We start from the raw sequence: 18,033 nt of genomic DNA on the forward strand, positions 1-18,033 counted from the left end.
TGTCTTCCTAAGACCGCTTGGCCTCCGACTTTCGGCCCGCGCCGCGACCGGACGGCTGGTGTCGCCGCAGGTGGCCGCCGTCCTCGGCGCCGCGCTGCTCGCGCTGGCCCAGGTCTCACGGCCCGACCCGGCACCCGCCGCGGCCGCGCTGGTGCCCGTGCTGCTGGTCGCGGCTGCGGGGGCCCGTGTCCTGCGGCTGCCCCTGGTCGCGCTGGGTGTCGCCGGCGTGGGCGCCCAGTCCTGGGTCGCGCTGGTGGTCGCGGGGATCGGCCGTGCCGCCGACGCCGGCGCGGTCGGCTCGTGGTGGTGGCCGCTGGTGGCGGCCGCCCTGGAGGCCGCGGTGGTCACGGTCCTGCTCGACGTCCGGCGCGTCGGGCCGGCGCGCCTGCGCTCGCTGGGACCGGCCGCCGTGCTGCTGCCGCTGCTCGTCCTGGCCACCTGCCCCGCCCTCGTGGGCACGGGCAGCACCGCGACGCGGCTGTCCGTGAGCGGAAGCCTCGCCGTCCTGCTCGTCGTCGTCGCGGCGGGGCCTGAGCTGTGGGCGCGGGCCGCTGCCGGGTTCGCGGTTCTCGTCGGGGCCGTGGTGGCGGTGCCGCTGCTCGTCGCCCCGGTCGCCGTGGCGACCCCGCGGGCCCCGCAGCCGCTCACCTGGATCGTCGACGGACTCGTGCTCGCCGCCGCGGTCCCGCTGCTCCTCGGGCTGCTGCGCGGTCGTGGCGTCGGCACCCTCGTGGGCTCGCGCGACCTGCGACGCGCGGTGGCGGCGCCGCTCGCCGTCACGATCGCGGTCGCGACGACGGGTCTCGGTGTCTGGGCGGCCCTCGTCGTCACCGACCCGGCACCGGCCGTCGCGGTCGCCGCCGGCCTCGTCGTGACCGCCGCGACGGGTGCCCTCACCTGGCGCTGGCGCGAGGTGCTGCCGACCGCGTCGGTCGGGAGCGCCCTCACCGCCTGGACCGCCGGCCTGGCGCTGTGGAACGCCGGCCTCGACCTCGACAGCCCGCTCCCGGCCGCGGCACAGAGCGCCCTGGCGGTCCCGCTGCTGGTGGCCGGCCTGGCCCGCGACCGCGACCGCCGAGGGGGCTTCGCTACCGCGCTGCTGACGGCCGGTGCGCTGCTGGGTGCGGCCGCCGTGCAGGGCTGGAGCGAGGTCACCCGGCTCGACCCCGGCCCGCAGGCCGCGCTGCTCGCGGCGTACGCCGTGGGGCTGGTGCTGGCGGCCAGCACGGTGCTCCACCTCGACACCACCCGGGTCGTCGTGCAGCTGCTGGTCGTGCCCGTCACCCTCCTGGCACTCTTCGCCGCGCCCGACGCCGGACCCGGCAGCGTCACCCTCGCCGTGGTCGCGGGCGCTCTCGCGGTGGGCGCCCTGCTGCAGCGGGCCCGTGACCACGCCGTGCCGCTCCCCGGGGCGGTCGCGGCGGGGGTCGCCCTGGTGGCGGCCGGGTGGCGTGCGCTCGCCGGGCTCCCCTCCCCCGAGCTGGTCTCGCTGCCCGCGGGCGCGGTGCTCGCCCTGGGTGGCGCCTGGCTGCTGCTGCAGGACCGCAGGCTGCCCAGCGCCGCCGCGCTCGCCCCGGGCCTGGTGACGGTGCTCGCGCCGAGCCTGCTGCTCGCCCTCGGCGACCCGGTGTCACTGCGCGGCGCGGTCGTCGCCCTGCTCGTCGTCGCGCTGCTCGGGCTCGGGATCGTCCTGCGCCTCGGCGCCCCCTTCGTGGCCGGGGCCGTCGGCTCGGCACTGCTGCTGCTCGCCCACCTCGAGCCCGTGGCCGCCGCCGTGCCGCGGTGGATGGTGATCGGCCTGGTCGGCGGCCTGCTGCTCGCGGCCGGGATCACGTGGGAGTCGGGCCTGCGTCGGCTGGCCGGGGCCCGCCGCTACCTGGCTGCCCTGCGCTGAGGTGCGGCCGTCATGATGGGACGGTGAGCACGTTCTACGACGAGATCGGCGGCAGCCCCACGATCCGCGGCATCGTGCACCGCTTCTACCAGGGCGTCGCCGACGACGAGGTGCTCCGGCCGATGTACCCCGAGGAGGACCTCGGTCCGGCCGAGGAGCGCTTCGCGTTGTTCCTCGAGCAGTACTGGGGCGGCCCGACCACCTACTCCGACCGGCGCGGCCACCCGCGGCTGCGGATGCGCCACGCCCCCTTCGCCGTCACCACCACGGCGGCGCAGCACTGGCTCACCCACTTCCGCGCGGCGCTCGACGGGGCCGACCTGACGCCCGAGCAGGACCGGCAGTTCTGGGACTACGTCACGCACGCCGCGCGGTTCATGGTCAACACCATGGAGGAGCCCCCGGTCGTCGGCTGAGTGGGGAAGCTCAGACGAGCTCCTGCTCGAGGCGGGCGCGCTGAGCGGGCCTCATCTGGGCGGGCTGCTGCGCCGAGGCGTCGAAGCAGACGAGCACCACGGTGGTCGCGGCCAGCAGGGTGCCGTCGGCGCCGACCAGGACGTTGCGCACCGAGAACGAGCTGCCACCGAGGTGGCCGATCCACGACCGCACCTCGGTGCCCGGCCCCGGCCGCACGGGGGCGTGCAGGTCGAGGTCGGTGTGGGCGACGACGACGTGGCCCCAGTCCTCGCCGGAGGTGTGCAGGTCCATGAAGTAGCGCACCCGCGCCTCCTGGAAGAACTCCATCACCGCGTCGTCGCGGGCCGCGCCGTCCGGGCCGAGGTCCCGGGTGCGCACGTCGGGGGTGACGACGTGGCGGTGGGGACGGTCGGTCGCGACCACGTCGCGCCACGCGGGCGCCTCGACGTACGCCGCCCCGTCGAGCGCCCCGCCGAGCGCCCCGGCGTCGCCGAGGTCGAGCTCGGTCTCGACCTGCAGGTGCAGCGTCTCGTCCCCGTCACCGCGGTGGCCGTGGCTGACCACGCGGTGCGCGAGGGTCGCCCGGGTGCCGTCGAGACCCACCACACCGCTGCGCACCTGCGCCGGTGCGCGTCCGAAGACCATGGGCGCGACGAAGCCGACCCGGTGCCGGAGCACCCGGGCGGCGGCGGGGTCGGCGCCGTACGAGCGCAGCAGGGCCTCGCGCCCCGCGGTGACGTAGTCGAGGTAGCGGACGTTGTTGACGTGGCCCAGCAGGTCCATGTCGGCGAAGCGGCGGGTGACGTCGAGGACGTGGCCGGGGTCGTGGTGGGCGGCAACGACGGGAGGTGTCACGCGCCGATGCTCCCAGGTCTATCGTGGTCGCTGGCTACCGGCCGGTAGCCAGCACCCGACGTCGAGGAGAGCACCATGCCCGAAGCCGTGATCGTCGCCGCCGCCCGCACCCCGATCGGCCGCGCCGGCAAGGGCTCGCTCAAGGACTTCCGCCCCGACGACCTGACCGCTCTCGCGGTGCAGGCGGCCCTCGACAAGGTGCCGGGCCTCGACCCGACCACCATCGACGACCTCCTGCTCGGCTGCGGCCTGCCCGGCGGCGAGTCCGGCTTCAACATGGCCCGCGTGGTGGCCACGCTGCTCGGGCTCGACACGGTCCCCGGCGCGACCGTCACCCGCTACTGCTCCTCGTCGGTGCAGACGACGCGCATGGCCTTCCACGCCATCAAGGCCGGCGAGGGCGACGTCTTCGTCTCCGCCGGGGTCGAGACGGTCTCGCGGTTCGGCAAGGGCACCTCCGACCACATCCCCGACACGGTCAACCACCGCTTCGACGACGCCCAGACCCGCACGGCCGAGATCGCCGAGCACAACACGGCGTGGACCGACCCGCGCGAGCAGGGGCTGCTGCCCGACGTCTACGTCGCGATGGGCCAGACCGCGGAGAACGTCGCCACGCTGCGCGGCCTCAGTCGCCAGGAGCTCGACGAGTTCGGCGTGCGCAGCCAGAACCTCGCCGAGAAGGCGATCGCCGACGGGTTCTGGGAGCGCGAGATCACGCCGGTCACCACGCCCGACGGCACGGTCGTCACCGCCGACGACGGGCCCCGGGCGGGCGTGACCTACGACAGCCTCGAGAAGCTCAAGCCCGTCTTCCGCACCGACGGCGTGGTGACGGCCGGCAACTGCTGCGCCCTCAACGACGGCGCCGCCGCCGTGGTCGTCATGTCGGACACCAGGGCCGCCGAGCTCGGCCTCACCCCGCTGGCGCGCGTCGTCTCCACCGGCGTCAGCGGCCTGTCCCCCGAGATCATGGGCCTCGGCCCGGTGGAGGCGACGCAGCGCGCGCTCGCCCACGCGGGCATGAGCATCGGCGACATCGACCTCGTCGAGATCAACGAGGCCTTCGCCGCGCAGGTGGTGCCGTCGTACCAGGACCTCGGCATCGACCTCGACCGCCTCAACGTCAACGGCGGTGCGATCGCGGTGGGTCACCCCTTCGGCATGACCGGAGCGCGGCTGCAGAACACCATGCTCAACAGCCTCGAGTGGCACGACAAGCAGACCGGCCTCATCACGATGTGCGTCGGCGGGGGCCAGGGCATGGCGCTGATCCTGGAGCGGATGTCCTGATCCCGGAGTGCCGGGCATGTCCTGGCACCGGATCGGCACTTCCGCGGGCATAGGATCCACCCCATGCCCGAACGTGACGGCCCCTGGCTCGACCAGGAGCAGCAGCAGGTGTGGCGCGCCTACATCATGGGCACCGAGCTGCTGCTCTCCCAGCTCGACCGCGAGCTGCGCGACGAGCACGGCCTGTCGCTGAGCGAGTACGAGATCCTCGTGCGGCTGTCCGAGGCCGACGACCACCGGATGCGGATGGCGGTGCTCGCGGAGTCGCTCTCGCACTCGCGCAGCCGCGTCACCCACACCGTCGCCCGCATGGAGCGGGCCGGGCTGGTCGAGCGGCACGCCGCGGCGGCCGACGGCCGCGGCGTCGAGGCCGTGATGACCCCCGAGGGTCAGCGCCGGCTCGTGGCGGCCGCCCCCGGCCACGTGCGCGGGGTGCGCGAGCACCTCGTCGCGCTCGCCTCCGAGTCCGACTTCGCGGCCCTCGGCCGCATCTTCAACGAGGTCAGCGACCGCCTGGTCGCCGACACCCCGGGCGCCGACATCCGCTGACGTCGGCGGCCCGGGGCCCCACGAGCGGGCTCTACTGGCGCGTCAGGCGGCGGTGCGTGACGCGGTGCGGCCGGGCGGCCTCGGCGCCGAGGCGCTCGATCTTGTTGGCCTCGTAGGCGGCGAAGTTGCCCTCGAACCAGAACCACCGCCCGGGGTCCTGGTCGGTGCCCTCCCAGGCGAGGATGTGCGTCGCGGTGCGGTCGAGGAACCACCGGTCGTGGGAGGTCACCACGGCGCAACCCGGGAAGTCGAGCAGCGCGTCCTCGAGCGACGACAGCGTCTCGACGTCGAGGTCGTTGGTGGGCTCGTCGAGCAGCAGCAGGTTGCCGCCCATCTTCAGCGTCAGCGCCAGGTTGAGCCGGTTGCGCTCGCCGCCGGACAGGATGCCGGCCTTCTTCTGCTGGTCGGGGCCCTTGAAGCCGAACGACGCGACGTAGGCGCGGGAGTTCATCTCGAAGTTGGCGACCTTGATGAAGTCGAGCCCGTCGGAGACGACCTGCCAGACGTTCTTCTCCGGGTCGATGCCGCCGCGGCTCTGGTCGACGTAGGAGATCTTGACCGTCTGGCCGACGTCGAGCGTGCCCTTGTCGGGCTCCTCGCCCCCGGTGATCATGCGGAACAGCGTGGTCTTGCCGACGCCGTTGGGACCGATGACGCCGACGATGCCGGCACGCGGCAGCGAGAAGCTCAGGTCGTCGATGAGCACGCGGTTGTCGAAGCCCTTGCCCAGGTGGTCGGCCTCGAGCACGACGTCACCGAGCCGGGGGCCGGCCGGGATGTTGATCTCGGAGGTGTCGATCTTGCGGGCGCGCTCGGCCTCGGCAGCGAGCTCCTCGTAGCGCGCGAGCCGCGAGCGCGACTTGGTCTGCCGCGCCTTGGCGTTGGAGCGCACCCACTCCAGCTCCTTCTCGAGCATCTTGGCGCGCTTGGCGTCCTTCTGCCCCTCGATCTTGAGCCGGTCCTTCTTCGTCTCGAGGTAGGTGGAGTAGTTGCCCTCGTAGCCGTGGATCTTGCCGCGGTCGACCTCGGCGATCCACTCGGCGACGTTGTCGAGGAAGTACCGGTCGTGGGTGACCGCGAGCACGGCGCCCGGGTAGGACTTCAGGTGGCCCTCGAGCCACTGCACCGACTCGGCGTCGAGGTGGTTGGTGGGCTCGTCGAGGAGCAGCAGGTCGGGCTGCTGCAGCAGCAGCTTGCACAGCGCCACGCGACGGCGCTCACCACCGGAGAGGTGGTCGACCAGCTCGTCGGGCGGCGGGCAGCGCAGCGCGTCCATGGCCTGGTCGAGGCGGCTGTCGACGTCCCACGCGTCGGCGTTGTCGAGCTCGGTCTGCAGCTCGCCCGTCTCGGCCATCAGGGCGTCCTGGTCGGCGTCGGGGTCGCCCATCTCCATGTACGCGTCCTCGAGGCGCTTCATCTTCGCCTTGATGTCGCCGACCGCCTCCTCGACGTTCTCGAGGACGGTCTTGCCCTCGGTCAGCGGCGGCTCCTGCTGCAGCATCCCGACCGAGGCGTCGGGCGCGAGCATCGCCTCGCCGTTGTTGGGCTGGTCGAGGCCGGCCATGATCTTGAGCAGCGAGGACTTGCCGGTGCCGTTGGGGCCGACGACGCCGATCTTGGCGCCGCGCAGGAACGACAGGGTGACGTCGTCGAGGACGACCTTGTCGCCGTGGGCCTTGCGGACGTTGCGGAGTGTGAGGACGTAATCCATGGTGCGCCCAGCCTACGGCGCCCGGGGCACCGCGCGGCACCCGGCGACGAGGGCGGCCAGCGCCCGCTCGAGCTCCGCCTCGCTGGTCGACCCGACACCGACCACCAGCCCGGTGAGGTCGGCGTCGCGGCAGTAGTCCTCCAGCAGCGGCACCTCGAAGCCAGCCGCGCGGGCCGCCCGCCGGGCCGAGCGGGCCCGCTCCGGCGGCATCAGCCAGGTGGCGTACATGCCGGCGGGCGGCGCGGCGAGGTCGCCGTACGGCGCGAGCGCCTCGACCAGGCGCGGCAGCCGGGCGGAGTACACCCGTCGCGCGGAGCGCACCACCTTGTCGACGTGGCCCTCGCGCAGGAGCGTGACGAACGCCCGCTGCACGGGCCACGCCACGGCGTCGTGCGTGGCCTCGCGCAGCGCCACCACCCGCTCGCGCACGGCGGCCGGGGCGACGAGCCACCCCAGTCGCAGGCTCGGGGCGACCGACTTGGAGGCGGTGCCGACGTAGGCCACCTGCTCGCGGTCGAGGGCGGCCAGCGCGGGCACGGGCGCGACGTCCCACCGGAACTCGGAGTCGTAGTCGTCCTCGACCACGAGCGCCCCGGCCGCCCGGGCCGCCTCGAGCAGGGCCACGCGGTCGGCGGCCGGCATCACCAGGCCCAGCGGGTGCTGGTGCGCCGGGGTGACGTACGCCGCTGCGCAGCCGGCCAGGCCGTCGGGTGCCCGGCCGGGCACGGTGCCGACCACCTCGCGACCCAGGCTCCGTGCGACGGCGGCCACCGTGCGGTAGCCGGGGTCGTCGAGCGCCACCGCACCGGGCGGGAGCGCGAGGAGCAGCTGCCTGACCGCGTCGGTCGTGCCGGCGGTGGTCAGCACCTCGTCGGGCCGCACCACGAGCCCTCGGGTGCGGGCGAGGTGGGCGGCCAGGGCCTCGCGGAGCTCGGGCAGCCCACGCGGGTCGTCGTAGCCGGCGGGCGGGCGTGCCGCGGCCACCTCGCGCCAGGCGCGTCGCCACGTCGTCCGGTGCCGTGGGTCGATCCAGGGAGTGCCGGTGTCGAGGCGCACCCGCTGCTCGACCGGCTCGGGCACCGGCCCGGGAGCGGCGGCGGGGGCGGTGAGTCCCCCGGCCGCCACGTAGGTGCCCGACCCGGAACGGGTGCCGACCCAGCCCTCGGCGAGGAGCTGCTCGTAGGCCTGCTCGACCACGGCGCGGGAGACCCCGAGGTCGGCGGCGAGCGAGCGGGACCCGGGGAGGCGCTGGCCGCGACCCAGCGTGCCGTCGAGGACGAGGCCGCGGACCTGGGTCGCGAGCTGGGCCGGCAGCGGCGTCGCGGCGGCGCGGTCGAGGCCTGGCAGCGGCAGCACGGCACCTCCTCGACAAGTGGCCTGCCAGGATAGTGCTGAACCGGCTCGTGACGACAGGCCGGTCGACGACGATGCTGGGTGCCATGACCGACGTGCCCGGCCTCTCCCGCACCCCCCGCACCACCCTGACCCGGCTCCGCGAGCGGAGGCGCCACGACCGCGCCCACCTGCTGGCGCTGCTCGCCGACGGCCTCGTCGCCCACGTGGGCCTCGCCCTCGACGACCACCCCGTGGTGCTGCCGAGCGCCTACGGGGTGGACCCCGAGGGCCCCGACGACGGTGGCTCGCTCTACCTGCACGGGTCGGTCGGCGCCGGCTGGTTGCGACGGCTGCCGGGAGCGACGGTGTGCGTCACCGTGACCGAGCTCGACGGGCTGGTGCTGGCGCGCTCGGCCTTCCACCACTCGATGAACTACCGCTCGGCGGTCGTGGTCGGGCCGGCACGGGTCGTCACCGACGACGCCGAGCGGGGCCGGGCGCTCGACCTGGTCGTCGACCAGGTCGTCCCCGGTCGCGCCGCGACCCTGCGCGCCACCACCCGCAAGGAGCTCACGGCCACGGCCGTGGTCGCGGTGCCGCTGGCGGAGGCCTCGGTCAAGGTGCGGGTGGGCGAGGCCCACGACGACGTCGAGGACGTCGAGTCCGGCGCGTGGGCCGGCGTGCTCCCCCTGCCCCGGGTCACCCCGGGGCCGGTGACCAACACCGACTCCCACGACCGGGTGCCCGACGACGTGCTCGGACGCGCCCGCGGCTGGTCGGCTCAGGCGGCCGGCGCCTCCTCGGCGGCGTCCGGCTCCTGAGCGGCAGGCGCCTGCGGCGCCACGCCCTCCGGGCGCGGGGGCCGAGCGAACCGGGCGCGGCCGCGGTTGAGGTCGTGGCCGACCACGGTCGTCACCACGGTCCACCCGGTCGCGGTCGAGCCGTCCTGGCGGGTCCAGGTGTCGCTGCGCATCCGACCCTGCACGAAGACCGCGTCGCCCTTGCGCACCGAGGCGTGCACGTTGGTGGCCAGCGTCCGCCAGCAGCTGATCGAGTACCACTGCGTCTCGCCGTCGACCCACTCGCCGTCTCGCTGGAAGCGCGGCGTGTGGGCGACCCGGAACCTCGCGACGGGCGAGCCGCCGCCGTCGCGCAGCTCGACGTCGCCGCCGACGTAGCCGTGCAGCGTCACGTGGGTGTCGTTCATGGGAGCCTCCTGCTCGTCGGGGGCTCCCACCCCACCGCAGACCCGGACCGGCCGCGGCCGGTCGCTGCCGCCCTGTGGACGACACGCCGCCGGAGCGACCTGTGGACACCCTGCGGGCGTGCCTAGCGGCGTGCTGCCCTCAGACCTGCGGTCACCGCACGGTGCGCCGCGAGCTCGGCGGCCACGGGCGCGACCACGAGCTGCTCGGCGACGTCGGCCACGCCCTCGCGCAGTCGCAGCTCCGCCCGCCGCGCGCGGCTGCGAGCGGCGGCCCGCAGCAACGGCCTCGTGAGCACGGCGACCGCCCAGCCGACGAGGACCCCGCCCACCAGGAGCAGCGTCGGGACCGGGAACCCCTGCACCCGCGGTGTGGCCACCTCCCCCAGCTGCAGGAACCCGAGCAGGGCGACGCCGCCGAGCCACAGCACCCCGACGACCGCGGCCGTCAGCAGCAGCCACTGCAGGGCCTGCGCCGGTCGGCACCACCAGGGCAGGCCGCTGACGCCGAGGTCGGTGCGGGCGACCACGTCGTCGAGCCGGTCCTCGACGTCGTCGAGCCGCGAGCCGGCTGCTGCCCGCACCGCCCGGGCCCACGGCTCCGGCAGGTCGTCACCGGCACGGTCGGAGAGCTGGCGCACCGCGCCCTCCAGCCGGGCACGCTGCACCGGGCCCTGGGGCGGCAGCGAGGTGCGGGCCGCGACCACGACGTCCTCGCCGGTGCTGCCGGTGTCGAGGCGGAAGCGCCTGAGCGGGTCGGGTCGGAGCCGGCCGAGCCAGGCCGTCATCGGCCATCCCGTGGCCTGCTTGCCCCGCACCGCGGTCGCCCGCGCCACGGCGGCGCTGACGACCGGCACGCCGGCGGCGTCGGCCATGGCGTCGACCAGCGGACCTCGGTCACGGGGCCGCGGCTCACGTCCCTCGGCCTGGCCGTGCACCTCGGCCAGCCGGGCCGAGACCGCCGCCACGTCGGCCGCGAGCCTCGCCCGGGAGCCGGCCTTGCCGGCGACCCGGTCGACGACCTCAGCCCGCAGTGCGGCCAGGCCCTCCCCCGTCCTGGCCGAGGTCGCCAGCACGGGGACGTCGTCGAGCCCGTCGACCGCGAGGATGCGGCGCACGTCGGCCACCACGCGGTCGCGGTCGGCCTCGGGCACCTCGTCGATGCGGTTGAGCACCACCAGGTAGACGTCCTGGTGGTCGGCCATGGGGCGTAGGAAGCGCTGGTGCAGCGCGGCGTCGGCGTACTTCTGCGGGTCGAGCACCCAGACCACCAGGTCGACCATCGCGACGAGCCGCTCGACCTCGAGGTGGTGCGCGACCTCGGTGGAGTCGTGGTCGGGCAGGTCGACGAGGACGAGGCCCTCGAGCTCGTCGTCGAGCCGCGAGTCGAGGCTGGAGTCGTGCCGCGCCCGGTGCCGCGGCGGCACCTCCAGCCAGTCGAGCAGCTCGGTGGCGGGGTCCTCGCCCCAGGTGCAGGTCGTGGGGTGCGACGTGGTCGGCCGACGCACCCCGACCGTGGCGAGGTCGACACCGGCGAGGGCGTTGAACGTCGACGACTTCCCCGACCCGGTGGCACCCGCGAGCGCCACGACCGTGTGCGAGCCCGACAGTCGCAACCGTGCCTCGGCGCGGCGCACCACCGCGGCCGCCTCGTCGAGCAGCGGGTCGGGCAGCCGCCCGCGACCGTGCTCGACGACCTCGGCGAGACCCGCCACCTGCTCCTCGAGCCGGTCGGAGCGGCGCAGCAGCCGCTTGGCGCCCTCGACCAGTCCGCGTCGCCCGCTCACGGCCCCTCCTCCGTCGAGGCGCCCGTCGAGATGCCGGAGAACCGCTGGTCGTCGAGCCGCCGGGCCAGCGTGCGCAGCCGGGCGGCCGCGTCGGCCGAGGCGGGCTGGGCGTCGAGCAGGACGTCGAAGCGCCGGCGCTCGGCGGCCATCAGCTCCTCCACGCGGGTGCGCAGGTCGGCCCGCGCGGCCGCGGCCAGGCGGCGTACGGCCTGGTCGCCGAACACCGCCTCGAGCAGCTTCTGCCCCACGACGGCCGACCCCCCGGCGATGCCGATCTCGGCGCCCACGAGCCCACCGGTCGAGGCGAAGGTGACGACCATGAGGCTGACCGCCAGGCCGTTGACGCCGAAGGCGAGGAAGCGGGCGGTGCTCCGCTTGCCCGCGCCCTCCGCACGCACCAGCTCGAGCACGGCCTGCTGCCAGTCGCGCACCAGCCGCTCGGCGCGCTCGCGGCACCCGCGGGAGGCTCGTCCGAGGTCGCCCGGGCCGGCGGCGTCGAGCAGCGCCCGGCCCGACACGTCGGCGCGCCAGGCCGCCTCCGCGCGCTCGGCGGCGGACTCGGCGTGCTCGACGAGCAGCGAGTGCAACCCCGACTCGACCGCCACGGTGACCCGGTCGGCCTGCTGCGGCTTGCCGCGCAGCGCCCCGGTGATGCGGTCGCGCAGCCGGCCCACCCGCGACTCGAGCGAGCGGAGCAGCTCACCGGTGCCGACGAAGTCCTGCCAGCGCGCGAGCACCTCGCCCCGCAGCAGCGTGCCGTCGGCGGTGCCGTCGTCGACCGCCTCCACCGCCCGGGCGTACGCCGCCTCCGTCTCGCCGTGCAGCCGGCCGAGCGCCTCGACCTGCTGCTCCTCGGCCTGCGCGAGGACGAACGCCTCGCGCGCGACCGAGCGCACTGCCCCGGCGAGGGTCTGCCGCACGACCCGCTGGCGGGCCTCGGCGTCGGCGCCCAGCTCGACGAGCCAGTCGCGCACGTCGGCGACGGCGTCGGCCGGCAGCAGTCCGTCGGCCCCCAGCGGGGTCTCGACGACCGTGAACAGCGGCGACTCGCGCAGGCCGCGGTCGACCAGCATCCGGGCGAGGTCGTGGGCGACCTCCGGGGCGGCCTGCTCGGGGGTCCGGTCGAGGACGATGGCGACGGCGGCGCTGCGCTCGACGGCCTGGCGCAGGAACTCCCACGGCACCTGGTCGGCGTAGCGGGCGGCCGAGGTCACGAAGAGCCACAGGTCGGCGGCGCCGAGCAGCTGCGCGGCCAGGGTGCGGTTGCGCTCCTCGACGGAGTCGATGTCGGGAGCGTCGAGCAGGGCCAGGCCGACCGGGAGGCTCGAGGAGGCGACCAGGCGCAGCGCGCCCGGGTCGTCGCTCGCGCGCTCGGTGCGCTCGAGGTCGGGCAGCACCCGCGCCCGGTCGAACCACCCGAGGTCGTCGGGGTGGTGCACCAGCACGGGCGAGCGCGTGGTCGGCCGCAGCACGCCCGGCTCGCTGACGCGGTCGCGCACCAGGGCGTTGACCAGGGTCGACTTGCCCGCCCCGGTCGACCCGCCCACGACGGCCAGCAGCGGCGCGTCGATCTGCTCGAGCCGCGGCACCACGTAGTCGTCGAGCTGGTGGGCGACCTCGGAACGGCGACGACGATGGGCGGCCGCGTCGGGCAGGTCGAGCGGCAGGCCGATCTCGTCCAGGGCGACGCGCAGCGACCCGAGGGTCTCGAGCATCGCGGTGGTCTCGCGCGCCATCAGCGCACCTGCGGGGTGGTCGGGCCCCACGCGTGGCCGGCGGGCGCCGGCGGCCAGAGGACGTGGGGGCGGAGCGCCCGCAGCGCCTCGACGTGCTCCTGGCCCATGCGCTCGACGCCGTCGGGAGCGGTGCCGCGCAGGTAGCGGTGGTGCAGGAACCCGAGCTCGACGGCCTCGGCCTGGTAGTCGGCCATCGCGCGGCGCGCGCCGGGGCCCCCGGCCTGCCCGGCGTGGCGGCGGGCAGCTCGCCGCGCGGTCAGCGAGGTCAGCCACGGCACCTCGGCCGGGTGCAGGAAGCCCCGTCGCGCGCAGTCGTCGAGCGCCCGCCCGAGAAGACGGCGCTCGCGGGAGCGGACCCACACGGCCAGCACCGCGAGGAGCAGGAAGGCCGGCACCATCACGAACACGTAGGTCGTCACCGCGTTGCGGCCGTCGTCGTAGACAAGCGAGCCGTTCCAGGCGGCGTGGGCGACCACCGCGACCGCGTAGCCGAGCAGCGGCGCGGCGACGCGCACGACGGCGGCGCGGCTCCCAACCGCGAGCCCGACGCCGAGGCCGATGAAGGAGGTGAAGAACGGGTGCGCGAACGGGCTGAAGACGCACCGGAACAGGAAGAGGCCCAGCGCACCGCCGAGGCCGCCGGGCTGGCCGTCGCCGCCCAGGTAGGCCGAGGACAGGTAGAGGATGTTCTCGGTGAAGGCGAAGCCCACGCCGACCAGGCCGGCGTACACCAGGCCGTCGAGGACGCCGTCGAGCTCGCGCCGCCGGAACCACAGCAGCAGGAGCACGAACAGGCCCTTGGTCGCCTCCTCGGTCACCGGGGCGACCAGGGCGGTCTGCGCGGCCTCGCTCGCACCCTCGAGGTCGACGACCAGCTGCAGCAGGATCGCGAGCGACGTCGCGACGAACGCCCCCCACCCGAGCGCCAGCACCAGCAGCGAGCGCGGCTCGGGCTCGTAGCGGTCGAGCCAGAGGTAGATCGCCACGACCGGGCCCACCGGCAGCGCCGCCAGCACGGTGCCGACCACCACCGCCGTGGGGGCGCCCTGGAGCAGCAGCACGAGGGCGATCGCGAGGGCGCCGAGGACGAGGACCACCGTCACCGGGACCGTGAAGGCGAGGGAGCTCCTGCGGCGAGGCGGCATGGCAGGAGGGTATCGACCGGCGCGCCTACGATGACCGGGTGACCGACCAGGAGCAGCCCGACCAGGCGACGGACCAGGCGACGGAGCAGGCCAACGTCGAGAGCCACGACCCGCCCGTCCCCGACGCCTACGCCGCCTTCATGCGCACCGGCTGGGGGGAGACCGAGCTCGACCTGCCACCGCACCCGGTCACGCCGTGGGCCGCGGCCCGGCGCGAGCGGCTCGCGCGCGAGTTCCCGGGCGAGCGCCTCGTCGTGCCGGCCGGCGGCTTCAAGGTGCGCTCCAACGACACCGACTACCGCTTCCGCGCCGAGACCGCGCACGTGCACCTCTCGGGCAACCAGACCAGCGACGCGGTGCTCGTGGTCGAGGACGGCGAGTCGGTCCTCTACGTGCGCCCTCGCAGCTCGCGCGACACCGACGAGTTCTTCCGCGACCGGCAGTACGGCGAGCTCTGGGTCGGCCGGCGCCCGTCGCTGCGCGAGATCTCCGACTCCCTCGGCATCGCCACGCGTCACCTCGACGACCTCCCCGCCGCCCTCGGGGGCGCCGACACCAAGACCCGCGTGCTGCGCGGCGTCGACCCCCGGGTCGACGCCCTCGTCAGCGGCGGCGACAGCCGCGACGACGACCTCGCCCGCGTGCTCGCCGACCTGCGCCTGGTCAAGGACGAGTGGGAGCTCGCCGAGCTGCAGGGCGCCTGCGACACCACCACCCTGGGCTTCGAGGACTCCGTGCGGGAGTGGGACCGCGTGCTGGAGCACGGCGAGCGGTGGCTCGAGGGCACCTTCTTCCGACGCGCCCGCACGCACGGCAACGACCTCGGCTACGACTCGATCGTCGGCGGCGGAAAGCACGCGACGACGCTGCACTGGACCCAGAACGACGGCCCGGTCGTGCCCGGCGACCTGTTGCTCCTCGACATGGGGGCCGAGGCGACGTCGCTGCACACGGCCGACGTCACCCGCACGCTGCCGGTCGACGGCCGCTGGACCGGGGTGCAGCGCGAGCTGTACTCGCTCGTGCTGGCCGCCCAGGAGGCCGGCCTCGCCGCCGTGCGCCCGGGCCACGCCTTCCGAGCGCCCCACCAGGCGGCGATGGAGGTGCTCGCCCACGGTCTCGAGGACCTCGGGCTGCTCCCGTGCTCGGCGGAGGAGTCCCTCGCACCGGACAGCCGCGTCTACGCCCGGTGGACCCTGCACGGCACCAGCCACATGCTCGGGCTCGACGTCCACGACTGCGCTGCCTCCGACCCCGACACCTACCCCGGGGGCGACCTCGCCGAGGGCATGGTGCTCACGGTCGAGCCGGGCCTGTACTTCCAGGAGAACGACCTGCTGGTGCCCGAGGAGCTGCGTGGCACCGGCATCCGGATCGAGGACGACGTCGTCGTCACCGCCGACGGCCACCGCAACCTGTCGGCCGCGCTGCCGCGCGACCCCGACGCGATCGAGGAGTGGATGGGACGCCTGCGCGGCTGACCCACCGGCGTCCCTACACTCGACCGCTCAGCCCCTGTAGCTCAGCCGGATAGAGCAAGAGCCTTCTAATCTCTAGGTCGCAGGTTCGAGTCCTGCCGGGGGCGCTGGGCACCGACCTGGTCAAGTAGGCCTGCCGCGGGCCGTGCTGTGGGTACTTTCCACCTGTGCCCGCGCGCCACACCCCCCTCCCGGAGCTGGCCGGCCTGCCCGTGCCGGAGCTGGTCGGCGCGGTGACGCGTCGGCTCGGGGTGGTCAACCCGCTGCTGCGCGAGGTGGTGACGCTGCACCTCGAGACGCTCGTGGCCGCCGCGGAGTGGAACGTGCCCGAGGTGCTGACGGAGCAGTTCCGCTGGGAACGCACCCGGTTGGCGGGGGCCGGGGTGACGCTGCGCTACCGCGAGCTGCACGACGCCGTGCTGGGCGAGCTCGATGCCCACCTCGACCGCGTCTCCCACGCCCGGCTCCGGGTGCTCTACTCCCGCGCCGAGAGCGCCGACCGCGAGACCCCGGTGCCGACCACGCCCGACGCCCTCGGCCCCGGAGCCCGGGCCTACCTCGACGCGGCGCTCGCCGGCGACACGGCCGCGGCTGTCGGCGTGGTCCGTACGGCGCTCGCCCGCGGCGCCAGCGCTCCGGTGGTGATCCGTGAGGTCCTGCAGCCCGCCCAGGTCGAGACCGGCCGGCTCTGGCAGGACGGCCTGCTCAGCGTCGCCGAGGAGCACCGTGTCACCGGCATCACCGCCCGGTGCCTGGGCCTCTTCGACGGCCTGGCCCCGCCCCGCGTCGAGACCGGTGAGCGACGGCCGCGGATGCTGGCGAGCACCGTCGGCGAGGAGGGCCACGACCTCGGGCTCAGGATGCTGGCCGAGGTCATGACCGCGGGAGGGTGGGACGTCGAGTACCTCGGTGCCGGTGTCCCCGCCGACGACCTGGTCACCCACGTCGGCCGCACCCGGCCCGACGTCCTCGCGCTGTCGGCCACGCTCGCCGCCCACGTGCCGCTGGTGGCAGCCGTGGTCGACGGCGTCCGGGCCGGGAGCAGCGCGGGTCCGAAGGTGCTCGTGGGTGGCCGCGCGTTCACCTCGCGCCCCGACCTCGCCGGCGCGCTCGGCGCCGACGGCTGGGCCTGCGACGCCGACGCCGCGCTCGAGCAGTGCCGGGTCTGGGTCGGCCTCGACCCGGCCCCGGTCGACGTGCCGGTCAGCCTCGACGGCCTCGGCGAGCTCGCCCGGCGCTACCGCATCGACGCCCACCACGTCTCCGGGGCGCTCGACCTGCTGGCGACGCACTCCGGGATCAGCCGCGAGGAGCTGCAGCAGCGGCTCGACGGCCACGCCTCCCGACCCGGCACGTGACCCGGCACGCCCCTGCCTGCGTGGCACCCTGAGCGCGTGGTGACGACGTACGCCGTGGTCGGCGGGGGCATCCTGGGTGCCGCCGTCGCGCGTCGACTGCAGCAGGTCGACGAGGACGCCGACGTCGTGCTCTGGGAGAAGGAGCCGCGGCTCGCGGCCCACCAGACGGGGCGGAACTCCGGCGTCGTGCACGCCGGGCTCTACTACGAGCCCGGCTCGCTCAAGGCGACGCTGTGCCGACGCGGCGTCGGGCTGCTGCGCGACTTCTGCGCCGAGCACGACGTGGCGTACGACGCGTGCGGCAAGGTCGTGGTGGCGCTCGACGAGCTCGAGCGTGGGCGGCTCGCCGGCATCGAGCAGCGCGCTCTCGCCAACGGCGTGCCGGGCATCCGCACCGTCGGACCCGGCGAGCTGAGCGAGCTCGAGCCCCACGTCACGGGTGTCGCCGCCCTGCACTCCCCCGAGACCGCGATCGTCGACTACGTCGGTGTCACGGAGGCCCTGGCACGGCTCGTCGAGGAGCACGGTGGTCGGGTGCACCTCGGGCGGGAGATGACCGACCTCGTCACCGAGCCCACCGCCGTGGTGCTGCACGGCCGGGACGCCGCCGGACCGGTCGAGCAGCGCGTCGACCGCGTGCTGCTGTGCACCGGGGTCTGGTCCGACCGCACGGCGCGGCTGGCGGGCGACGACGCGGCACCGCAGGTCGTCCCCTTCCGGGGCGAGTACCACCTGCTGCGCCCCGAGCGACGCTCGCTCGTGCGCGGCCTCGTCTACCCCGTGCCCGACCCGCGCTACCCCTTCCTCGGCGTGCACCTGACGCCGCGCGTGGACGGCGAGGTGATGGTCGGCCCCAACGTCGTGCTGGCGCTGGCCCGCGAGGGTTACGCCTGGCGCACCGCCTCGTGGCGCGACCTGCGCGAGGTGGCGGCGTACGACGGCTTCCGACGGTTCGCGCGGCAGCACTGGCGCACCGGCGTCGCCGAGATGGCGGGCTCGCTGTCGACGCGGCGGTTCGTGGCCGCGGCCCGCCGCTACGTGCCGGACCTCCGCACCGACGACGTGCTGCCCGGCACCGCCGGCATCCGGGCGCAGGCGCTCGACCGGGACGGCTCGCTGGTCGACGACTTCCGCGTCAGCACCTACGGTCGGGTGACCGCGCTGCGCAACGCGCCCTCCCCCGCCGCGACGTCGAGCCTGGCCATCGCCGAGCACGTCGTCGACCTGGTGCAGGGCCGCGACCCCGAACGCCGCCTCCCTGCCCCCTAGCC

15 protein-coding genes and 1 tRNA gene are annotated in these 18,033 nt (G+C 75.2%); 9 read left to right on the plus strand and 7 right to left on the minus strand.

Going from position 1 to position 18,033, the window contains the following annotated elements:
* A partial coding sequence (locus ACYU8I_RS07770; protein ID WP_460839221.1) for an SCO7613 C-terminal domain-containing membrane protein occupies positions 1–1,894 on the plus strand: 1,894 nt, incomplete at its 5' end.
* Positions 1,895–1,917: 23 nt separating this feature from the next.
* A complete protein-coding gene (locus tag ACYU8I_RS07775) occupies positions 1,918–2,310 on the plus strand; it encodes a globin (protein ID WP_460839223.1) in 393 nt (130 codons plus the stop codon).
* 10 nt (positions 2,311–2,320) lie between these two features.
* Here ACYU8I_RS07775 and ACYU8I_RS07780 read toward each other — a convergent pair whose 3' ends face one another.
* Positions 2,321–3,166: an acyl-CoA thioesterase gene (locus tag ACYU8I_RS07780; RefSeq protein ID WP_460839225.1), complete on the minus strand. Its 846-nt coding sequence runs from the start codon at positions 3,164–3,166 to the stop codon at positions 2,321–2,323.
* A 75-nt stretch (positions 3,167–3,241) separates the two neighbouring features.
* On the opposite strand from ACYU8I_RS07780, the gene ACYU8I_RS07785 reads away from it, so the two are divergent.
* Positions 3,242–4,459 carry an acetyl-CoA C-acetyltransferase gene (locus ACYU8I_RS07785; protein ID WP_460839227.1) on the plus strand — a complete coding sequence of 406 codons (1,218 nt, stop codon included), beginning with the start codon at positions 3,242–3,244 and terminating at the stop codon, positions 4,457–4,459.
* Positions 4,460–4,522: 63 nt separating this feature from the next.
* Positions 4,523–5,008: a MarR family winged helix-turn-helix transcriptional regulator gene (locus tag ACYU8I_RS07790; protein ID WP_460839230.1), complete on the plus strand. Its 486-nt coding sequence runs from the start codon at positions 4,523–4,525 to the stop codon at positions 5,006–5,008.
* Positions 5,009–5,039: 31 nt separating this feature from the next.
* Here the strand turns inward: ACYU8I_RS07790 and ettA are convergent, their stop codons facing one another.
* Both ettA and pdxR read right to left on the minus strand, forming a co-directional pair.
* The gene (gene ettA, locus ACYU8I_RS07795) at positions 5,040–6,719 is read right to left on the minus strand and encodes an energy-dependent translational throttle protein EttA (RefSeq protein WP_460839231.1); all 1,680 of its coding nucleotides are present in this window, start codon (positions 6,717–6,719) and stop codon (positions 5,040–5,042) included.
* Positions 6,720–6,731: 12 nt separating this feature from the next.
* Complete coding sequence (pdxR, locus tag ACYU8I_RS07800) at positions 6,732–8,075, minus strand: MocR-like pyridoxine biosynthesis transcription factor PdxR (RefSeq protein WP_460839233.1); 1,344 nt, start codon at positions 8,073–8,075, stop codon at positions 6,732–6,734.
* An 83-nt stretch (positions 8,076–8,158) separates the two neighbouring features.
* Here pdxR and ACYU8I_RS07805 point away from each other — a divergent pair, with 83 nt between their 5' ends.
* On the plus strand, positions 8,159–8,875 hold the full coding sequence (locus tag ACYU8I_RS07805; protein WP_460839235.1) for a pyridoxamine 5'-phosphate oxidase family protein: 717 nt from the start codon (positions 8,159–8,161) through the stop codon (positions 8,873–8,875).
* Here ACYU8I_RS07805 and ACYU8I_RS07810 read toward each other — a convergent pair.
* The 4 genes from ACYU8I_RS07810 to ACYU8I_RS07825 all read right to left on the minus strand — a co-directional run bounded on the left by ACYU8I_RS07810 (position 8,836) and on the right by ACYU8I_RS07825 (position 13,926).
* Positions 8,836–9,261 carry a single-stranded DNA-binding protein gene (locus tag ACYU8I_RS07810; protein WP_460839237.1) on the minus strand — a complete coding sequence of 142 codons (426 nt, stop codon included), beginning with the start codon at positions 9,259–9,261 and terminating at the stop codon, positions 8,836–8,838. The genes ACYU8I_RS07805 and ACYU8I_RS07810 overlap by 40 nt on opposite strands.
* A gap of 122 nt (positions 9,262–9,383) precedes the next feature.
* On the minus strand, positions 9,384–11,045 hold the full coding sequence (locus ACYU8I_RS07815) for a GTPase (protein WP_460839239.1): 1,662 nt from the start codon (positions 11,043–11,045) through the stop codon (positions 9,384–9,386).
* The gene (locus ACYU8I_RS07820) at positions 11,042–12,781 is read right to left on the minus strand and encodes a dynamin family protein (RefSeq protein ID WP_460839241.1); all 1,740 of its coding nucleotides are present in this window, start codon (positions 12,779–12,781) and stop codon (positions 11,042–11,044) included. Before ACYU8I_RS07820 ends, ACYU8I_RS07815 begins: the two co-directional genes overlap by 4 nt.
* Complete coding sequence (locus ACYU8I_RS07825) at positions 12,781–13,926, minus strand: PrsW family intramembrane metalloprotease (protein ID WP_460839243.1); 1,146 nt, start codon at positions 13,924–13,926, stop codon at positions 12,781–12,783. Before ACYU8I_RS07825 ends, ACYU8I_RS07820 begins: the two co-directional genes overlap by 1 nt.
* A 38-nt stretch (positions 13,927–13,964) precedes the next feature.
* Here ACYU8I_RS07825 and ACYU8I_RS07830 point away from each other — a divergent pair, with 38 nt between their 5' ends.
* The 4 genes from ACYU8I_RS07830 (at position 13,965) to lhgO (ending at position 18,031) form a co-directional block, all read left to right on the plus strand.
* Positions 13,965–15,407, plus strand: coding sequence for an aminopeptidase P family protein (locus ACYU8I_RS07830; RefSeq protein ID WP_460839246.1), 1,443 nt, complete (start codon positions 13,965–13,967; stop codon positions 15,405–15,407).
* Between the two features lie 30 nt (positions 15,408–15,437).
* A tRNA-Arg gene (locus tag ACYU8I_RS07835) sits at positions 15,438–15,511 on the plus strand.
* 60 nt (positions 15,512–15,571) lie between these two features.
* Positions 15,572–16,762 (plus strand): cobalamin B12-binding domain-containing protein, encoded by a 1,191-nt coding sequence (locus ACYU8I_RS07840; protein ID WP_460839248.1) that lies wholly within the window; start codon positions 15,572–15,574, stop codon positions 16,760–16,762.
* Positions 16,763–16,798: 36 nt separating this feature from the next.
* Complete coding sequence (gene lhgO / locus ACYU8I_RS07845; protein WP_460839250.1) at positions 16,799–18,031, plus strand: L-2-hydroxyglutarate oxidase; 1,233 nt, start codon at positions 16,799–16,801, stop codon at positions 18,029–18,031.
* The last annotated feature ends 2 nt before the right edge of the window (positions 18,032–18,033 follow it).

Source organism: Nocardioides marmoraquaticus, from assembly GCF_054777915.1.